The sequence below is a fragment of the Billgrantia montanilacus genome (assembly GCF_003336675.1).
Taxonomy (GTDB): Bacteria; Pseudomonadota; Gammaproteobacteria; order Pseudomonadales; family Halomonadaceae; genus Halomonas; species Halomonas montanilacus.
The window spans coordinates 15,849-33,841 of sequence record NZ_QPII01000024.1; the positions used below are offsets into that span (position 1 = coordinate 15,849).

Below are 17,993 nucleotides of genomic sequence, written 5' to 3' on the forward strand. Positions count from 1 at the left end.
ATGAGCGATACCCCCACCAACCTGGATGCGTTGCGCCAGCGCATCGATGAGCTGGACAACGATATCCTGAGATTGATCAGCGACAGGGCGCGGTGTGCCAAGCAGGTCGCCGATGTAAAGACCAAGAGCGACCCCGATTCCGTCTTTTACCGGCCGGAGCGCGAGGCCCAGGTGCTGCGTCGTATCATGGAGCTCAACAGCGGGCCGCTGGACAGTGAAGAGATGGCCCGGCTGTTCCGAGAAATCATGTCGGCCTGCCTGGCGCTGGAACAGCCGATCAAGGTCGCCTACCTGGGCCCAGAAGGGACCTTCACCCAGCAGGCGGCGCTCAAGCACTTCGGAGCCAGCGCCGTCAGCTTGCCCATGGCGGCCATCGATGAGGTCTTCCGCGAAGTCGAGGCCGGTGCCGTGAATTACGGCGTAGTCCCGGTTGAAAACTCCACCGAAGGGGTGATCAGCCATACCCTGGACTCCTTCATGGACTCCTCGATTCGCATCTGCGGTGAAGTGGTGTTGCGTATCCACCACCACCTGCTGGTGTCCGAGGCTACCCTGAAGGACAAGGTGTCGCGGATCTACTCGCACCCGCAATCCTTCGCCCAGTGTCGCAAGTGGCTCGATGCCCACTATCCCCGCGCCGAGCGGGTGCCGGTGTCGTCCAATGCAGAGGCCGCCAGGATGATCAAGGGCGAATGGCACAGCGCGGCGATCGCCGGCGACATGGCAGCCAAGCTCTACGGGCTGGAGAAGATCGCCGAGAAGATCGAGGACCGCCCGGACAACTCGACGCGCTTCCTGATCATCGGCAGTCATGACGTGCCGATTTCCGGCGAAGACAAGACGTCCATCGTTGTGGCCATGCGCAACCAACCGGGTGCACTGCATGAGCTGCTCGAGCCCTTCCATCGGCATCAGATCGACTTGACCCGTCTCGAGACGCGCCCCTCGCGCAGCGGGGTGTGGAACTATGTGTTCTTCATCGACTTCAAGGGCCACTCCGACGAGCCCCGGGTCGCCGCGGTGCTTGAGGAGGTGCGTCTGCGCGCCGCCGAGCTCAAGGTGCTGGGCTCCTATCCGATAGGTGTGCTCTAGGCGTGGTGGGGGATGCCTCCGGCCAGGTCGCCGAGTCGCGCATTCTGATTGTCGGCCTGGGCCTGATAGGCGGCTCCCTGGCCGCCGCACTTCGCGCCGGCGGCTTCGGTGGCACCATCCATTCTTGTGACCCGGACCCCGACGAGATCGCCCGTGGCATCGCCATGGGGCTGATCGACCATGGCGATACCCGGCTGGCGCCGCTGGTCGAAGGCGCTTCGTTGATCGTGCTGTCGGTGCCGGTGCTGGCCATGGAGAGCGTGATGGCCGAGCTGGTCGAGGCACTGCCGGCAGGTGCTCTCGATGGTGAGGCCCCGCCCGTCACGGTGACCGACGTGGGCAGCACCAAGGCTGCGGTGCGCGACTGTGCGCTGCGGGTGTTCGGACGCCTGCCGCCCGGCCTGGTGCTGGGTCACCCCATCGCCGGGTCGGAGAAGAGTGGCGTGGCGGCGGCGAATCCGTGCCTCTATGTCAACCACAAGGTGATCCTCACGCCCAGCGCCGAGACGGCGCCGGCCGCCGTCGCACGGGTGCGCACCCTATGGCAAGCCTGCCGCGCCCAGGTGCTGGAGATGGATGTCGAGCGCCACGACCAGGTGCTGGCCCGCACCAGCCACCTGCCGCACCTGCTGGCGTTCTCGCTGGTGGATACCCTGGCGCGTCAGGACGAACGCCTGGAAATCTTCCGCTACGCCGCCGGCGGCTTTCGCGACTTCACTCGCATCGCTGGCAGCGACCCGGTGATGTGGCGAGACATCTTCGTTGCCAATCGTGAGGCCGTTCTGGCCTCCCTGGACGAGTTCGAGGCCGGTGTGTCGCGGCTGCGGCGCGCCGTGGAAGCCGGCGACGGCGATGCCATGCTTGCCATCTTCGACCGGGCCAGCCATGCGCGACACTATTTTGACTCGCTCCTGAATCAGACCAGTTATCAGGTGGAATACCAGATGGAATCACAAGAGAAACTCACCTTCCTGGCGGCTCCTGGCGGCCACGTTGCCGGCCGTATTCGCGTGCCCGGCGACAAGTCCATGTCCCATCGCTCGATCATGCTTGGCGCGCTGGCGGAGGGCATCACCGAGGTGAAGGGGTTCCTGGAGGGAGAGGACAGCCTGGCCACCCTGCAGGCCTTCCGCGAGATGGGGGTGGCCATCGAGGGGCCCCATCAGGGCCGGGTCACGGTGCATGGCGTTGGCATGCATGGACTCAAGGCGCCATCGGGCCCGCTCTATGTGGGCAATGCCGGCACCGCCATGCGCCTCTTCTCCGGCCTGCTGGCCGGTCAGGCCTTCGATACCGAGCTGATTGGCGATGCCTCCCTGACCAAGCGTCCCATGGGCCGGGTGGCCGACCCGCTGCGCTTGATGGGTGCGGTGATCGAGACCGCCGAAGATGGCCGGCCACCTCTGAAGATCCGCGGCGGGCAGACGCTCAAGGGCATCGACTACGACATGCCTATGGCCAGCGCCCAGGTGAAATCCTGCCTGCTGCTTGCCGGCCTCTATGCCGACGGCGAGACCCGGGTGCGCGAGCCCGCTCCCACCCGCGACCACACCGAGCGCATGCTGACTGGTTTCGGCTATGAGGTCGGTCGTGAAGGCGATACCTGCTGGCTCACCGGCGGAGGCAAGCTCACTGCGGCGCCTATCGACGTGCCCTCGGATATCTCCTCGGCCACCTTCTTCCTGGTGGCCGCCGCCATTTCGCCGGGGTCGAACCTGGTGCTTGAGCACGTCGGCATCAACCCGACCCGCATCGGCGTGATCAATATCCTCAAGCTGATGGGCGCCGACCTGCACCTCACCAACGAGCGCGAGGTCGGCGGCGAGCCCGTTGCCGACCTGCATATTCGCTACGCGCCGCTTCACGGGATCGACATTCCCGTCGACCAGGTGCCGTTGGCCATCGATGAATTTCCGGCGCTGTTCATCGCCGCCGCCTGCGCCACCGGAACCACTCGCCTGCGTGGCGCCGAAGAATTGCGCGTCAAGGAGTCCGACCGCATCCAGGCCATGGCCGACGGCCTGGCGACCATCGGCGTCGAGCATACCGTGCGGGAAGACGGCATCGACATCGTTGGCGCCGGGGAGCGCGAGGTCGCCTACGGCGGCGGGCGGATCGACAGCCTGGGCGATCACCGCATCGCCATGGCCTTCGTGATCGCTTCGCTGCGTGCCGGCGAAGCGATCATCATCGATGACTGTGCCAACGTGGCTACCTCCTTCCCGGGCTTCGTCGAACTGGCCTGCACCGTCGGTCTTCAGGTTGGCGAAGACACGGAGGTAATGACATGAGTGACAAGGCCGCGGTGCTGACCGTTGATGGCCCTGGTGGGGCTGGCAAGGGCACCATCAGCCGCCTGGTTGCCGATCGGCTCGGCTGGCACCTGCTGGACAGCGGTGCGCTCTATCGACTCACCGCCCTGGCCGCCATGCGGCGTGGTGTGGCGTTCGATGACGAAGCGGCACTCGAAGGGCTCGCCGCCGCTCTCGATGTGGTGTTCCTTGCCGAGGGCGACACAACGCGTGTCATGCTCGAGGGAGACGACGTCAGCCGCGAGATTCGCACCGAGCAGGCAGGCGATGCCGCCTCTCAAGTGGCTTCGCTGCCTGCCGTTCGCCAGGCGCTGTTGCAGCGCCAGCGCGATTTTCGCCAGCCCCCCGGGCTGGTGGCGGATGGCCGCGATATGGGCACCGTGGTTTTCCCCGATGCCGAACTTAAGGTCTTCCTCACGGCGAGCCCCGAAGAACGTGCGCGAAGGCGCTACCTTCAGTTGCAGGAAGCCGGGGTGAATGCTAGTCTATCGAGTCTTTTGAAGGAGATTCAGGCGCGCGATGCACGCGACATGCAGCGCAGCGTGGCTCCGCTCGTACCGGCCGATGACGCCATCGAGCTGGATACCACGAGCCTGAGTATACCGGAAGTGGTGGAACGGTTGACGGAGTGGCTGGCCGAGCGCGGCCTCACCCGGCAGACTTGATCTCCCTTGCGGCGCCCCCGTCAGGATGTGATGGCATGGCCGAGCAGCCCTTTCACTGAAAGCTCGTCCAGGTCGAACCGGCGTTAACATCCCCGGGGGTTTGGCAAATTAGGCCCGCACTCGCTGGTGGTGCGGAGAAGGCGGCAACGCCTCAACACCGTTGATCACGTAGGAAAATCATGAGCGAAAGCTTTGCTGAACTGTTTGAACAGTCACTCCAGGACATCAACATGGAGCCGGGCGCCATCGTCACGGCCACTGTTGTCGACATCGAAGGTGACTGGGTCACCGTCAATGCCGGCCTGAAGTCCGAAGGACAGATTCCCGTGGCTCAGTTCCGCGACGAAAGTGGCGAACTGAACATTGCGATCGGCGACGAAGTCAGCGTCGCCCTGGAAGCCGTTGAAGACGGTTTCGGCGAGACGCGTCTGTCTCGCGAGAAGGCCAAGCGCGCCGAGGCCTGGAAGGTGCTGGAAGCGGCCTTCGAGAAGGAAGAGATCGTCAAGGGCGTGATCAACGGCAAGGTAAAAGGCGGTTTCACCGTCGATATCGATTCCATTCGTGCCTTCCTGCCGGGTTCCCTGGTCGACGTGCGTCCGGTGCGCGACACTACGCACCTGGAGCACAAGGAACTCGACTTCAAGGTCATCAAGCTCGATCCGAAGCGCAACAACGTCGTGGTTTCCCGTCGTGCCGTTCTCGAAGCCGAGAACAGCGCCGAGCGTGAAGCGCTGCTGGCCACCCTGCAGGAAGGCCAGCAGATCATGGGTATCGTCAAGAACCTCACCGACTACGGCGCCTTCGTCGATCTGGGCGGCGTCGATGGCCTGCTCCACATCACCGACATGGCCTGGAAGCGCATCAAGCATCCGAGCGAGATCGTGGCCGTGGGCGACGAGATCAACGTCAAGGTGCTCAAGTTCGACCGTGAGCGCAACCGCGTTTCGCTGGGCCTGAAGCAGCTGGGCGAAGATCCCTGGGTCAACATCAAGGATCGCTACCCTGAGGGCACTGTGGTCACCGCCCGTGTCACCAACCTCACCGACTACGGCTGCTTTGCCGAGCTGGAAGAGGGTGTCGAGGGTCTGGTTCACGTCTCCGAAATGGACTGGACCAACAAGAACATCCACCCGTCCAAGGTCGTCAACATCGGCGATGAGGTGGAAGTCATGATCCTGGATATCGACGAAGAGCGTCGTCGTATCTCCCTGGGTATCAAGCAGTGCACCGCGAATCCGTGGGAAACCTTCAACGCCCAGTACAACAAGGGCGACCGGGTTGCCGGTACCATCAAGTCGATCACCGACTTCGGTATCTTCATCGGTCTGGAAGGCGGTATCGACGGTCTGGTTCACCTCTCCGACCTCTCCTGGTCCGAGACCGGTGAAGAAGCCGTGCGTCGCTTCAAGAAGGGCGACGAGGCCGAAGCCGTCATCCTTTCCATCGATCCCGAGCGTGAGCGCATCTCCCTGGGTATCAAGCAGCTGGATACCGATCCGGTTGCCGAGTACCTGGCCGTCAACGACAAGGGCAGCGTGGTCTCCGGTCGTGTGGTCGAGGTCGATGCCAAGGAAGCCCACGTCGAGCTGGCGACCGATGTCGTTGCCATCCTCAAGGCATCCGAGATCAGCGCCGACCGCGTCGAAGATGCGCGCAACGTGCTGAACGAAGGCGATACCGTCGAAGCTCGCATCGTCGGCGTCGATCGCAAGAACCGTGCAATCAGCCTCTCCATCAAGGCCAAGGATCAGGATGATACCCGTCAGAACCTGAAGAAGCTGCGTGAAGATGCTCCCGAAGCGGGTGGCCCGACCACCATCGGTGACTTGATCAAGCAGCAGATGGGTCAGGACTGATCCCCTCGGCCCCGATCAATCGGGGCCGTCAGGAACGGTTGACAAGAACGCCGCCTCGGCTTGCCGGGGCGGCGTTCTTTTTTTGGTTGATAGCATGTTGGCGTGAACCTGCTCTGCATAGGCTGCATTGCGGAAGGGGGCTCGACGACAGCGACGCTGGCGCTCCTTGTTGGAGCGCCGCTTTGCGTCGCGACTGGCGGCGATAGGCGCCCGGCGGAATAACCGCGACCATCGATAACGCTGCCGGGAGTCCTTCGGCCTCCAGTCGTGATCTGAAGATACTCCTACAGCGCGGCCATGACTTCCCTTGCCATTTTACGCCAACGTGTGAAGATCCTTTTTTTTGGCATGCCGCAGCGCTGTTGGAGGACGGCTCCGCCGCACGACTGTGGCCGAAGGCCACCCAAGTCTGGCAGCGTGTGGCCCGTCGGTGCGGAACATTACGCATCGGCGGTAGCTTGATGAGGGGTAGGGCGGTACTCTGCATGACGTAGGTGAATTTCCAGTGTCAACCGGGAGTCCAGGAAGCCGCCATGGCCACCATTGAACACAGTGCAATACTCAGGGCATCGCCGGAGCGTGTCTTTGCGCTTCTCGAGCGGGTCGAAGACTTCGTTGAGTACTCGGACATGATCCAGGCGATCGAACCGCTGGGTGGCGAGCGCTACCGCTGGCACGTTCGTGCCGTGGGCATGGACTGGACCTTCGATGTGGAAATCACCGAGAAGCTGCCACCCCAGACACTGGCCTGGGAATCCCTGGAAGGGGTGCGCAACCAGGGTTGCTATCGTCTGGCACCGGTTGCGGAGGGCACCCGTGTATCACTCACGGTGACCTATACCATTCGTAACCGGATGGTGGAGAAAGCGGTGACGCGCGCTGCCAGGCCGCTGGTCAACAAGGTCAGCCGTCAAATTCTCGAGCGCGTAGAAGCCAAGTTGTGATTCAATCGACTCGACGAGGCCAGCCGGCCTCATTCGAGGATATGGCGATGGTCATGGGGCTGATGTGGTGTCTTGCCGTGCTGGTGATACAGCTGGGGCTGCTGCATTACGTGGACCTCCGTGTCGCGGCCATGTCGCGATTGGATCATGCACCGGAATCCGTTCCCGGCAATCCGCCGTCAACGGGGCGGGAGGATGGGCTCGACGCGTGACCCAAGCAAGACCGCATGTCACCATGGGCTCTTTCCAACGGGCAAGCGAGACATGTGATGGCGCAAGACACCTCATTGCGCCGACGGTGGCGTCTGGTAGCCGTCGGCGCAAGCCTGCTCATGGCCGGTTATCTATGGATATGGGACTCGCCCGATCTCATCGCCATCAAGCATTGGGCCGAAGAGGCGTCTCACCATCCGCTGACTATCATCAGCGTCATCACGATCATGGCCATCACACTGGCCTTTGGCTTGCCGGGCAGCATCGGGCTATGGCTGATCGCGCCTTTCTACCCACCTCAAGTCGCCACTCCCATGCTGATCGTCGGCAGCGTCGGCGGTGCGCTGGGTGCCTATCAAATAGCTGCCAGGGTGGGCGATCGCTGGAATCCCAAGGGGCTGACTCGCAAGATCATGCATATGCTGGAGCGGCGCAGCGACTTTCTCACGCAGTGCGCCCTGCGTGTGCTGCCGGGTTTCCCACACTCGGTGATCAACTTCGCTGCCGGGCTGCGTCGCCTGCCGCTGCGTACCTTCGTGATCGCCGCCATGGTGGGGCTCGGCATCAAGTGGGCGGTCTACGCCAGCGCTATCCATAGTGCGCTGGAAGCCGTGGAGAAGGGGGAAAACGCCATCAGTGCGGATATCGTACTGCCGCTGGTGGCGTTGGCTCTGCTACTGCTGGCTGGTGCCTGGATGCGACGCCGGGTGGAAGAAGGGCGCGAGGTGTAGCCAGTCGTGCATCAATCGCGGTGTTTGTAATGGGCGACGCCGTCACGCCCATCATGCTTGACGCCATACATGGCCTTGTCGGCAGCATCGACCATGGCATTGACGTTCTCGAAGTCGGCATCTTCCATCGAGGCGATACCGATAGATGCGGTCACATGCAGCGGTTCGCCCTCGGTCTTGGCCAGGGGCTGTGAGGCCAGGTACTGGCGAATCCGGTCGCCCAGCTTGCTCGCCTGCTCCCGGCGGGTATTGGGCATTATCACCAGGAATTCTTCGCCGCCATAACGGCCGGCAATATCATCCTCCCGTACCATATTCTCCAGCGCAGCGGCGAAGCGGATCAGTACTTCATCACCGAAGCGGTGACCATAGAGATCGTTGATGCGCTTGAAATGGTCCAGATCGATGAACATGACAGAAAGCGGGCGCTTGCCCATCAGGGCGCAGTCGAAGTGCTGCACAAGCAGCTTCTCCAGCCAGGGGCGGTTGGCCAGCCGGGTCAGGTGATCCGTGCGGTGTTGTTCGTCGAGTTCGTCATGGCGGGCGAGCAAGGCTTCCAGCTCATGGCGCTGCTCGGCAAGACGCTGATTGAGTAGCAGATTCTGTTCGAAGAGCAGCTCCTTGGCTTCGGCCAGCAGGGTCGTGCTGTTGATATCGGGGGGGCAGGTAATCTCGAACAGTTTTGCCAGCGTGGGCAGGCGTTGCTGCAGGTCCTCCAGCACGGAGACCAGCATGGCGATATCCAGCGATTCCAGCAGCGCCAACTGATGCAGCAGGTCACTGAAGGCTGCTGCCGGCGAATGGGCAAGCCAGCCATCGGCGATGCGGCAGGAGAGGCGCAGGCAGAGACGCTTCGGGTTGCCATCCTCCAGGGGGCCATGGCTATCCGCGATTCCCGCGGCCATAGGGGCGGGTACACCCCAACTGATGGCCAGCCACGCCCCCGCAAGGGAGTGGTCACAGCCGTAGAGCCGATGCTCGGTCTCGCGCAGCTTGTCGTGATCGCGCAGGCTTGGCACATGGCTTGAGTAGCGCTCGGCGTCCACGGCTTCCAGAGCCAGGATGCCAATATCCTGTATCAACGCCATGGTAAACAGTTGGCCTGCTTCATCGGGACAGAGCTGCTCGGCGAGCTGCTGTGCGGCCAGTGCGGCGATGATGGAGCGCTGCCAAAGGTAGTCGTAATCGAGTGCATCGCTCGCCCCGGGGCGAGGCAGGCCGAAGCTCATGGCGGCGGCCAGGGTGGCGTCCAGGCCGAGGCGAGAAACGGCATCATGACAGGTGACGACCCGATTGGCGCTGCGAGAAAAGTAGGCACTGTTGGCCATCGAGAGAAGGCGTAATGTCAGTGCGGGGTCCTGCTGGATTGCCGCGGCGAAGTCGGTGAGGCGAGGCTCCGGTGCTCGGGCCAGGCCGATCACCCGAGCCGCAGCGGCAGGCAGGCTTGGCAGTGTACGACACTCCCCCAGGCGTAGGCGAAGCGTATCGGGAAGCGGGGGAAGCTCAGGAATTGTCAAACCAATAACGCTTTTGGATTCGGTGGTCGACATCCTATCGAGCGGCATGATAACTCCTGATTTAAACAGTTGTTTGTTGTTATTTCTAAGTTACCATAGTCTTACATTCAAGCCATTTACTTTTTGCAGCTATCTTCCCTGCAGTTTTTTTCTTCTATAGTTTTTTCTGCGCCGCTACTGTTTCCGCAACGACGCGTCCAGGTGATCGACTACTTCGGCCCAGTCGGCGTCCTCCTCCAGCGCATTGAAGATGAAGGCGGCCTGGGACTCGCTCCAGAAGGGCGCTTCGTGCAGCTGCATGGTTTCCGGAAGCGGCGCGTGACGCTCGATGAAGTCCCTGATGGACGCCTCGTCGGCAGGCAAGCCCAACTGCTCGAACAGTTCAGTAAAATGATGAACGGGCTTTTCCATGGCATGTGACTCCTATGTAACCGTAGAGTACCAAAACAGTAGTCGGATAATGCCCCGCTCGTGCGGCACACTTCAACGCTGGGGCGGCTGGATTAGCGATTAATCAACGCTCGCCTACCAGCGGCGTGAGAAAGCGTCGCCTTCGCTCGCGGTCGTCCAGGGGTTGGGCCAGCAGATGAACCAGCTTGGCCAGTACCGCCTCCGGTGTCATGCCATCCCCCGAGAGTACGCCCGCTTCGGCCAGCCCTTGTCCCGCGGCATAGTGGCCGATGGTGATGCTGCCATGGGGGCACTGGCTGACGGCCGCCAACAGCTTGCCTTCCCCAGTGGCCTTGGCCAGCACCCCCAGCAGTTCCGGGTTCTCCGGCGCATTGCCGCCGCCCCAAACCTCCAGCAGTGCCCCCTGGACCCGGTGGTCCGCGAGCCAGGCAGCCAGCTGCCAGGCCTGGATGCCGGGCCACAGGGCGATGCGAACCACCCCTCCGTCCGCCAGCGCGGCGTAGTCGTGCAGTTCGAACCGGGGGGCGCCGCGCTGCTGAGCCTCCAGCCCTCGGCCAGGGTAGAGTACCGTGTCGTCGCCGACGCGCTCTCCCAGCAGGGGATAGTTGGGGCTGGCAAAGGCATCGGCGGCTTCGCTATGCAGCTTGCGGACACAGACGCCGCGAAACAGCTTGTCGGCGAAGGCTACGGCGACTTCCTGCAGGCGTGGCTCGGAGGCGAAGCGAAGTGCCAGCTCCACGTTGGCCTGGGCATCGCTGTCTGGCGCCTCGAGAGGTAGCATGGCGCCGGTGACGATCACCGGGCGGTCCAGTCCCTGGAGCTGGTAGGCAAGGCTCGCGGCAGTCCAGGCCAGGGTGTCGGTACCGTGGAGTACCACCACGCCGGCGTAGTTGCGTAGAGTCTTGCCGATGGTATGGCCGAGACGCTGCCAGTCGGCGGCGGTGGCCGCGCTGGAGTCAATGGGCTCGTTGGTTTCCTTGACGACGAAGGCCGGCAGACGCGCCTGCCGCGACGGGGGCAGGTTGGCCAGGGCGCCGCGCATCCGCGCATCCATATTGCCGCCTGCGGTCAGGCCGCGGGGCGAGGCTACCATGCCCAGGGTGCCCCCTGCGTAGAGAACCAGCACGGGGTGATCGGGGGAAGAGGGCGTGGTCATGTCGGCTCCTGACGGTCTCATTGGCTAACGCAAAGCCGCATGATAGCGCTATCGCGGCGCAGGCTCACTCCTCGACCCTGACTCTCACGCCATCGGTCACCAGCTCGCCCGGGTGGTTGATGACCTGTTCGCCTTGCGCCAGCCCCTCCAGCACCTGTGTAATCATTCCCTGTCGGCGGCCTATCTCAATGATGCGGCGTACGGCACGACCCTCCTCTATGACGAAAACGGCCCACTCGCCCTGGTGGCGGAAGAGCGCGCTGGTGGGAATCTGTCGCACATCGTCGCCTTCCCAGATCAGGAACTCGGCATCGATACGAAAGCCTTTTCCCAGGCCAAGGGCGGCGGGATCGATCCCCGTGTCGAAATCGATGATTACCGGCACGCGCTGTTCGTCCACTCCCAGTGCGGAGATTCGGGTGAAGCCAGCTGGCTCGACGCGCCTGACCTGGCCCGGCAGGACGCCGCCACCCCAGCCGCTGAGACGAACCGCCATGCCCGGGCGCAGGCGCACGGCATCCATGGATAACAGGTCCACCTGCACCTCCATATCGGCCGGCCGGCCCAGTTCGAGGATTGCCTCGCCCGCTGCCACGCTGCCTTCACAGCATCGATAGCGACTCAGTACCAGGCCGGTGACGGGGGCGCGTATTACCAGTTCGGGGGTGTCGTTGGGCACGCTGCGCTGGCCGCTGCCCACGTCGAGCATGGAACGGGCCGCCTCGACCTCGAAGCGTGCCACCTCGACGCTGGAGGCAGCCGAGTTTTCCAGGGCCCGTTGACGGTCGCGCAGGTTCTGGCGGTGCTCCAGCTCGGCGGTCGAAACCAGGTTTCGTTCGTGCAACTGGCGGTAGCGCTGATATTCCGCCTCGGCGAAGCGTCGGTCGGCCCGCGCGGTTTCCAGGTTGGCCTGTGTTGCCTGCCATCTGGCCTGGGCAGCCTGGAGGTTGTCTTCGGCCTGCTGGCGGGAGCGGGCATCCAGGGCGGGTGCCGGGCTCGCCTCCAGGCGAAACAGAATATCGCCTTCCGTCACCGTGTCGCCGACTTCGAGCATGACGCGCTGCAGGTAGCCGGCAATGGGCGCCGAGACATTCCAGGTATCCCGCAGCCTGGTGCGGCCCTCCTCGTTCACGGTTTCCCTGAAGAGCCCATTCTGAACCGTAGCACTGCTGACGCTGACGGGAGCAGGCCATAGCGCCCAGGCCAGTGCAATGATGATGGCAAGGCTCAGAGCAGCGACGCCCAGGCGCTTGATTGTTCGTGTCGCGGTCTTGTTGGTCGTCATTGTCGTTCCTTGTCTACTCCACGGCTTTCAGGGCGGTGACCATGTTGAGCCGCCCCAGTCGCCGAATCACCAACACGGCCACTACTGTCGAGGCAGCCATGACTCCGCCGGCGGCGAAACCGAAGGCGTAAGGAGTCATTACCATCGGCATGCGAAAGAGGTCGTTGCTGAAAGCCTGATTGAGCAGGGCGCTGAAGCCGATGCCAATCAACCAGCCCAGCGGGATCGCCAGGGCCGTGATCAGGGCGATCTCGCCGAGCAGAATACGCGCGACTTCCGTTCGGCTGTAACCCAGTACCCGCAGTGTTGCCAGTTCTCTCGCGCGCTCGGCGAAAGCGATGCGCGCGTTGTTGTAGATCACGCCGAAAGCGATGGAGGCAGCGAGTGCCACGAAGACCGCAGCGAACATCAGGATGGTCTCGTCCATGTAGTCCCGAATGCCGCGCTCGGCCTCCGACAGCAGGCCGATGGCGGCCACGGCCGGCATGCGGTTCAGGGCTTCGTTCAGCGCCCCCTGTTGAGCTCTGTCCACCAGCAGCCAGGCACCGCTGATTGACGGCCCTTCTCCGAGCAGGGCGTGTAGGGTGTCCCGCTGTAGGTACGTGCCGACGCCGATGGGTTCGTCGACCAGGGCCATCAGCGGCAGGTCGAGAAGCTGACGCCTGCCTTCCATTACCGCCACCTGCAACGTGTCACCTACGTCAGCCTGGAGAAAATCGGCCAGGAAGCGAGTCAGCATCACGCCCTCTGCTGGGAGCTGTTGGGGTCGCTGCTTGGCATCCAGTACCTGTCGTAGGCGGGGAAGTTCGTCCATGCCCAGTAGGCTGGTGCGGTATTCCAGGTGGCCGTGGCTGAGGGTGACGGGGACCCGGCGCCAGGCTTCCACGGCCAGAACGCCGGGTAGATGACGTAGCTCGCCCACTGCCCGGGCCGGGGTCGCCTCGCCGAAGGTCAGTTCGATATCCATGCGCATGACCTGGCGGTATTGCAGGTCCAGCATCTTCTCCACGGCGCTGAGCTGATAGGCTCCCATCATCAACAGGCCTGCCGACAGGGCGATCCCGGTCACCGAGAGTGCCGACTTGGTGGGGTGGCGCAGCAGGTGGCGCAGGATGATTCGCGACTCGTTGCCCAGTGCTCGGCCCAGCGGAGAGCGCTCCAGCCAGGTGCGGCGAAAGCGCTGCGGAGCAGGCGGCCGCATGGCTTCCGCCGGCGGCTCCCGGACGGCGCGCCATACTGCGTGCCAGGTTCCTGTCAGGGCCGAGAGCCCGGCAACGGCCAGCGCCAGCGCCATGGACCAGGGCGGCACGTGAAAATACATCTCGGGGAAGCGGAAGTAGTCACTGTAGATGCCTGCCAGCCCTCGTGCCGACCAGGCACCCAGCACCACACCCGCGGCCCAGCCAAGCAGTACGATCGCACCGGCAAGCCAGCCATAGTGCCGTGCCAGTTCGCCGTTGCGATAGCCGAAGGCCTTCAGCATGGCCAGCGGTTCGCGTTGGGTCTGGATGATACGTCCCATTACCACATTGAGCAGGAAGGCCGAAACGGCGAGGAAGATCGCGGGCAGTATCGTCGCCTGGGCGCGCTGCTGGGCCAGCTCCTCCTCGAGGAAACGATGCGACTGCTGGTCATGGCGGGTCTGCGTGCCGGTACCGCCGTAGCGGGCCAGGATCAGGTCGAGTTCATCGATCAGGGTTTCGGCGTCGGCGCCGGCCTGCAGCGTGACCAGCAGTTGGTTGAAGGCCCCCTCCATGGCGTAGCCGCTGGCCAGGGCGCGCTGATTCATCCATAGCGTGGCATAGCGTCGATAATCGGGCAGCAGGTCGGTGGGAGCTGCCTGGTAGATGACCTCGGGACTGCGCGCGATGCCGCTCAACAGCAGGCGAGTCTGACGACCGTTTATGATCGCTTCGAGGCTATCCCCGGGGACTAGCCCATGCGCCTCGGCGAAGGCGTCACTGACCACGGCCTGGTCGCTACGCCCCGCCTCCGGCAAGCTGCCTGCGAGCAGGTGCAGGCGGTTCAGGTTTGGCTGGCGGCCATCGGGCAGCGAGAGCATCATGCCGCGCACCGGGTCGTCGAAGCCTGGCACGGCCAGGCGCACCGGGGCGCGCACGCGAGGTTCCATCCGGCTCACGCCATCGAGGGTTTCCAGTCGTTCCAACAGCCCCAACGGAGCCCGCTTGAGGTCGGCAAAGAGGTCGGCGTAGTGGTGGCTGGCGTAGAAACTGTCACGAGAGCCCGACAGCGCTTCCAGGGTGGTCGTCGACATCACCAGTGTCATCACGCCGCTGGCGATGACCACGGCGATGGCCAAGGCCTGCCCCTTCAGTCGGAGCAGGTCGCGCAGCAGCTTCCAGTGCAGGGTGGCAAGCTTCATGGCGTCACCAGCGCAGCTCGCCCGGTTTCCGGCGCTCGGCGTTGACATGTATGTCGCCCACCTGGCCGTCGCGCAGGCGAATCACACGATCGGCCATTTCACCGATCACCTCGTTATGGGTAATGATCGCCAGGGTCGTGCCGGTGGTGCGGTTGATCTCCTCGAGCACTTCCAGCACTCGGATTCCGGTGCGAAAGTCGAGTGCACCGGTGGGTTCGTCGCAGAGCAGGACTTCGGGGCGCTTGGCGATGGCCCGAGCGATGGCGACACGCTGCTGCTCACCACCGGAAAGCTGCGAGGGAAAGTGATCCAGTCTCGCCTCCAGGCCCACCATGGCGAGCGCCTCTTCCGGTGCCATGGGATCGCGGCTGATATCGATGACGATGGCGACGTTCTCGCGGGCCGTCAGGCTCGATATCAGGTTGTAGAACTGGAACACGAAGCCGACATGATGGCGGCGGTACTCGGTGAGCACCCGCTGGCTGGCATGGGTCAGGTCGTGGTTGCGGCTGTTGCGGTCGATGTAGTGCAGGCTGCCCTCGCTGGGGCTGTCCAGGCCACCCATGATATTGAGCAGGGTGGACTTGCCCGAGCCGGAGGCGCCCAGCATCACCAGCAGCTCTCCGGCATGTAACGCGAGGTCGATGCCGCGCAGTGCCTGGATGGTCACTTCGCCCATCTGGTAGAAGCGCTTCAGCCCCCGGGCCTGGAACACCACCTTGGCCGTGTCGTTCATCGGCTGCCTGACTATAGGAAGAGCATCGTGGAGTTTCGGTGAGCCCAGGCTACCATGCCCGGCTATTATTGGAGCGTTGACCGAGATCAAGCTTAGTGCCAGTTGCGATGCTGGCGACCACCGCCAACGTCGGCAGCCGCCGCCGGGGCGCCTGGCGGCGCCAGTCGCGATGGGGACTCGGAGCGCCGAACTGAGCGCTCCTACAGCGATTCTTTCCACCAACGGTGCCACGCCGCTGTTGGAGGAAGCTTTAGCTCACGACTGGAGGCCGAAAGCCTCCCGGCGGTGTTGCCAATGCCGGCGACCACTGCCAGCGTCGGCAGCCTCCGCCGGGGCGCCTATCGGCGCCAGTCGCGATGGAAACCAGCGCTCCTACAGCGATCCTATCCACCAACGGTGCCACGCTGCTGTTGGAGGAAGCTTTAGCTCACGACTGGAGGGCGAAGGCCTCCCGGCGGTGTTGCCAATGCCGGCGACCACTGCCAGCGTCGGCAGCCTCCGCCGGGGCGCCTGGCGGCGCCAGTCGCGATGGAAACCAGCGCTCCTACAGCGATGCTTTCCACCGACGGCGCCACGCCGCTGTTGGAGGAAGCTTTAGCTCACGACTGGAGGGCGAAGGCCTCCTGGCGGTGTTGGCGATGTGAGCGATAAGTGCTGCCGTTGCAGCCTCCGCCGGGGCGCCTGGCGGCGCCAGTCGCGATGGAAACCAGCGCTCCTACAGCGATCCTCTCCACCAACGGTGCCACGCCGCTGTTGGAGGAAGCTTTAGCTCACGACTGGAGGCCGAAGGCCTCCCGGCGGTGTTGCCAATGCCGGCGACCACTGCCAGCGTCGGCAGCCTCCGCCGAGGCGCCTGGCGGCGCCAGTCGCGATGGGGACCAGCGCTCCAACAGCGGATTTTTCCTGCCGTGGCACCCTCAGCGTGTCACCAACTGACCCGCCTCATCCACGTCCAGGCGCCGGTTGCGCCCGGCTAGCATGGCGAAGATCGCGGACACCGCGACGATCAGCAGCAGGGCGGTGGTGACGATGGACAGGCTGACGTCGAACTGCAGCAGGATACCCACCGCCAGCGGCCCCATGGCGGCCAGGGTATAGCCGCCACCCTGGGCCAGGCCCGAGAGCTTGCCGGCCAGCCGCGAGTTGGCGGTGCGCAGCACGATCAGTGTCAATGCCAGGCTGAAGCAGCCGCCCTGGCCAAGGCCGAGCAGTACCACCCCGGCCCAGCGCCAGCTCGTGGGGCCGAGTAGCAGCAGCCAGAGGCCGGCGCCGACACAGCCCAGTACCAGCATCAGGGCAGGGCGCTGGTCACGGCTGAAGCGGGCAAGCCAGGGTGCCCCCAGGGCCGAGATGAGCTGCACCATGACCGACGCGCCCATCATCCAGCCGGCTTCCGACTCTCCATAGCCACGAGCCTGAAGCAGGGTCGGCAGCCAGCCGAAGACGATATAGGCCAGCGACGACTGGGTACCCATATAGAACATGACCTGCCAGGCGAGCGGCTGGGAGAGCAACTGGCGCAGGGAGCCGCCGCTTCCTGGCAGCGACGCACTCCTTGGGGTTCGCGGCATGAGCATGATCCAGGTCAGCAGTGCCGTCACGCCGAGCAGTGACCAGCTGATCAGGCTGAGGCGCCAGCTGCCGAGCAGGTCGGCCAGCGGGATGCTGAGACCGGCACCGAGTGCGCCCCCCAGGCACAGTGCCATGGTATAGACACCGGTCATCAGGTCGGCACCGGCGGGAATCTCGCGCTTGACCAGGGCCGGCAGCAGTGTACCGGCCACGCCGATGGCGGCACCCACCAGCAGGGTGCCGAAGAAGAGCAGCGGCGTGGGTGGGAGGCCGCGCAGCAACAGGCCGGCGATCAGGGCTGCGAGAGCCAGCGTCAGGGTATTCTCGGGCCCCATTCGCTTGGCGAGCCAGGGTGCCAGGGGGGCGAAGATGCCCAGGCAGAGTACGGGAAGGGTGGTGAGCGCCCCGATGGCAAGCGGGGAGAGGCCAGTGTCCAGCTGCAGCCTGACCAGCAGGGGAGCCAGTGAGGAGAGTGCCGGCCTCAGGTTGAGGCCGACCAGTACCATCAGGAACAGGAATAGCACCATGCGGGCGGTGTTGGGCTTGGTGTCAGTCGTCATCGCCTCGCCATTCTCGTCCCTTGGGCGGTTTCCTGGCTCTGCCCGACGAGTCGGTATGTTCGCCGTCACGGGGCGCAATCAAGGGGTGCTCGTTGGTGGGGGAACCGAAGGTCACTACGCCAGGGTCAAGGCTGGCCTTGACCTGGCGGCGAATACCGGCGACATCCTCGGTGCTGATCAACAGCTCCTGGTTGTCTTGACGTTGACGCTGCGCGATCAAGGGGCCATCGAAGGTCCAGCAGCGCTGGGGGACCTGTGAGACTTGCCAGGCCCGCCCCTGCCAGTGCGCCTGGGCCTGGACATCGAGCTCCAGCGCATCCAGCGGTACCAGCGCGGCAAAGAGCCGAGCGTTCAGGACGAGTCCTCCGCTGGCCATGTTCACCGCACCCTGGTAACGCCTCTCATGCAGTTCCGTGAGAACGACACTGCGTTTTTTCTGGGGCTCGACGATGGCCTGCCCGCAAAGGTGCAGCAGGCCGTCGTCGATCTGCTTGATGACCCAGACCGGGATAGGTTGCTTGCCGGTCAACCACTTCAGCATTGGCGGGGCACTTCCACCA

General features: G+C 64.1%; 15 protein-coding genes. 7 read left to right on the forward strand and 8 right to left on the reverse strand.

Annotated features, from left to right (window positions below):
- From pheA to DU505_RS20540, 7 genes are all read left to right on the forward strand, one after another.
- On the forward strand, positions 1–1,092 hold the full coding sequence (gene pheA / locus DU505_RS20515) for a prephenate dehydratase (RefSeq protein ID WP_114480828.1): 1,092 nt from the start codon (positions 1–3) through the stop codon (positions 1,090–1,092).
- A gap of 2 nt (positions 1,093–1,094) precedes the next feature.
- On the forward strand, positions 1,095–3,383 hold the full coding sequence (locus tag DU505_RS20520) for a bifunctional prephenate dehydrogenase/3-phosphoshikimate 1-carboxyvinyltransferase (RefSeq protein WP_245948108.1): 2,289 nt from the start codon (positions 1,095–1,097) through the stop codon (positions 3,381–3,383).
- Positions 3,380–4,069 (forward strand): (d)CMP kinase, encoded by a 690-nt coding sequence (cmk, locus tag DU505_RS20525; RefSeq protein ID WP_114480829.1) that lies wholly within the window; start codon positions 3,380–3,382, stop codon positions 4,067–4,069. The genes DU505_RS20520 and cmk overlap by 4 nt, the downstream gene beginning before the upstream one ends.
- Positions 4,070–4,248: 179 nt before the next feature.
- Positions 4,249–5,925, forward strand: a complete 1,677-nt coding sequence (gene rpsA / locus DU505_RS20530; protein ID WP_114480830.1) for a 30S ribosomal protein S1 — start codon at positions 4,249–4,251, stop codon at positions 5,923–5,925.
- Positions 5,926–6,458: 533 nt separating this feature from the next.
- Positions 6,459–6,869, forward strand: coding sequence for an SRPBCC family protein (locus DU505_RS20535; RefSeq protein WP_114480831.1), 411 nt, complete (start codon positions 6,459–6,461; stop codon positions 6,867–6,869).
- A 47-nt stretch (positions 6,870–6,916) separates the two neighbouring features.
- Positions 6,917–7,081 (forward strand): hypothetical protein, encoded by a 165-nt coding sequence (locus DU505_RS22645; protein ID WP_181872892.1) that lies wholly within the window; start codon positions 6,917–6,919, stop codon positions 7,079–7,081.
- A 57-nt stretch (positions 7,082–7,138) separates the two neighbouring features.
- The gene (locus DU505_RS20540) at positions 7,139–7,813 is read left to right on the forward strand and encodes a TVP38/TMEM64 family protein (RefSeq protein ID WP_114480832.1); all 675 of its coding nucleotides are present in this window, start codon (positions 7,139–7,141) and stop codon (positions 7,811–7,813) included.
- An 11-nt stretch (positions 7,814–7,824) separates the two neighbouring features.
- Here DU505_RS20540 and DU505_RS20545 read toward each other — a convergent pair whose 3' ends face one another.
- The 8 genes from DU505_RS20545 to DU505_RS20580 all read right to left on the reverse strand — a co-directional run bounded on the left by DU505_RS20545 (position 7,825) and on the right by DU505_RS20580 (position 17,974).
- The gene (locus tag DU505_RS20545; protein ID WP_114480833.1) at positions 7,825–9,378 is read right to left on the reverse strand and encodes a sensor domain-containing diguanylate cyclase; all 1,554 of its coding nucleotides are present in this window, start codon (positions 9,376–9,378) and stop codon (positions 7,825–7,827) included.
- A 126-nt stretch (positions 9,379–9,504) separates the two neighbouring features.
- Entirely contained in the window at positions 9,505–9,741 is a 237-nt protein-coding gene (locus tag DU505_RS20550) for a DUF2789 domain-containing protein (protein WP_114480834.1), read from the reverse strand.
- Between the two features lie 103 nt (positions 9,742–9,844).
- The gene (locus DU505_RS20555) at positions 9,845–10,897 is read right to left on the reverse strand and encodes an asparaginase (protein ID WP_114480835.1); all 1,053 of its coding nucleotides are present in this window, start codon (positions 10,895–10,897) and stop codon (positions 9,845–9,847) included.
- A 64-nt stretch (positions 10,898–10,961) separates the two neighbouring features.
- Positions 10,962–11,951 carry an efflux RND transporter periplasmic adaptor subunit gene (locus DU505_RS20560; protein ID WP_422667067.1) on the reverse strand — a complete coding sequence of 330 codons (990 nt, stop codon included), beginning with the start codon at positions 11,949–11,951 and terminating at the stop codon, positions 10,962–10,964.
- Between the two features lie 244 nt (positions 11,952–12,195).
- Positions 12,196–14,565 (reverse strand): ABC transporter permease, encoded by a 2,370-nt coding sequence (locus DU505_RS20565; protein ID WP_114480837.1) that lies wholly within the window; start codon positions 14,563–14,565, stop codon positions 12,196–12,198.
- Positions 14,566–14,569: 4 nt separating this feature from the next.
- On the reverse strand, positions 14,570–15,301 hold the full coding sequence (locus DU505_RS20570; protein WP_114480838.1) for an ABC transporter ATP-binding protein: 732 nt from the start codon (positions 15,299–15,301) through the stop codon (positions 14,570–14,572).
- Positions 15,302–16,218: 917 nt separating this feature from the next.
- Complete coding sequence (locus DU505_RS20575) at positions 16,219–17,433, reverse strand: MFS transporter (RefSeq protein WP_114480839.1); 1,215 nt, start codon at positions 17,431–17,433, stop codon at positions 16,219–16,221.
- Positions 17,423–17,974, reverse strand: coding sequence for a hypothetical protein (locus DU505_RS20580; RefSeq protein ID WP_114480840.1), 552 nt, complete (start codon positions 17,972–17,974; stop codon positions 17,423–17,425). The genes DU505_RS20575 and DU505_RS20580 overlap by 11 nt, the downstream gene beginning before the upstream one ends.
- Positions 17,975–17,993: the final 19 nt, after the last annotated feature.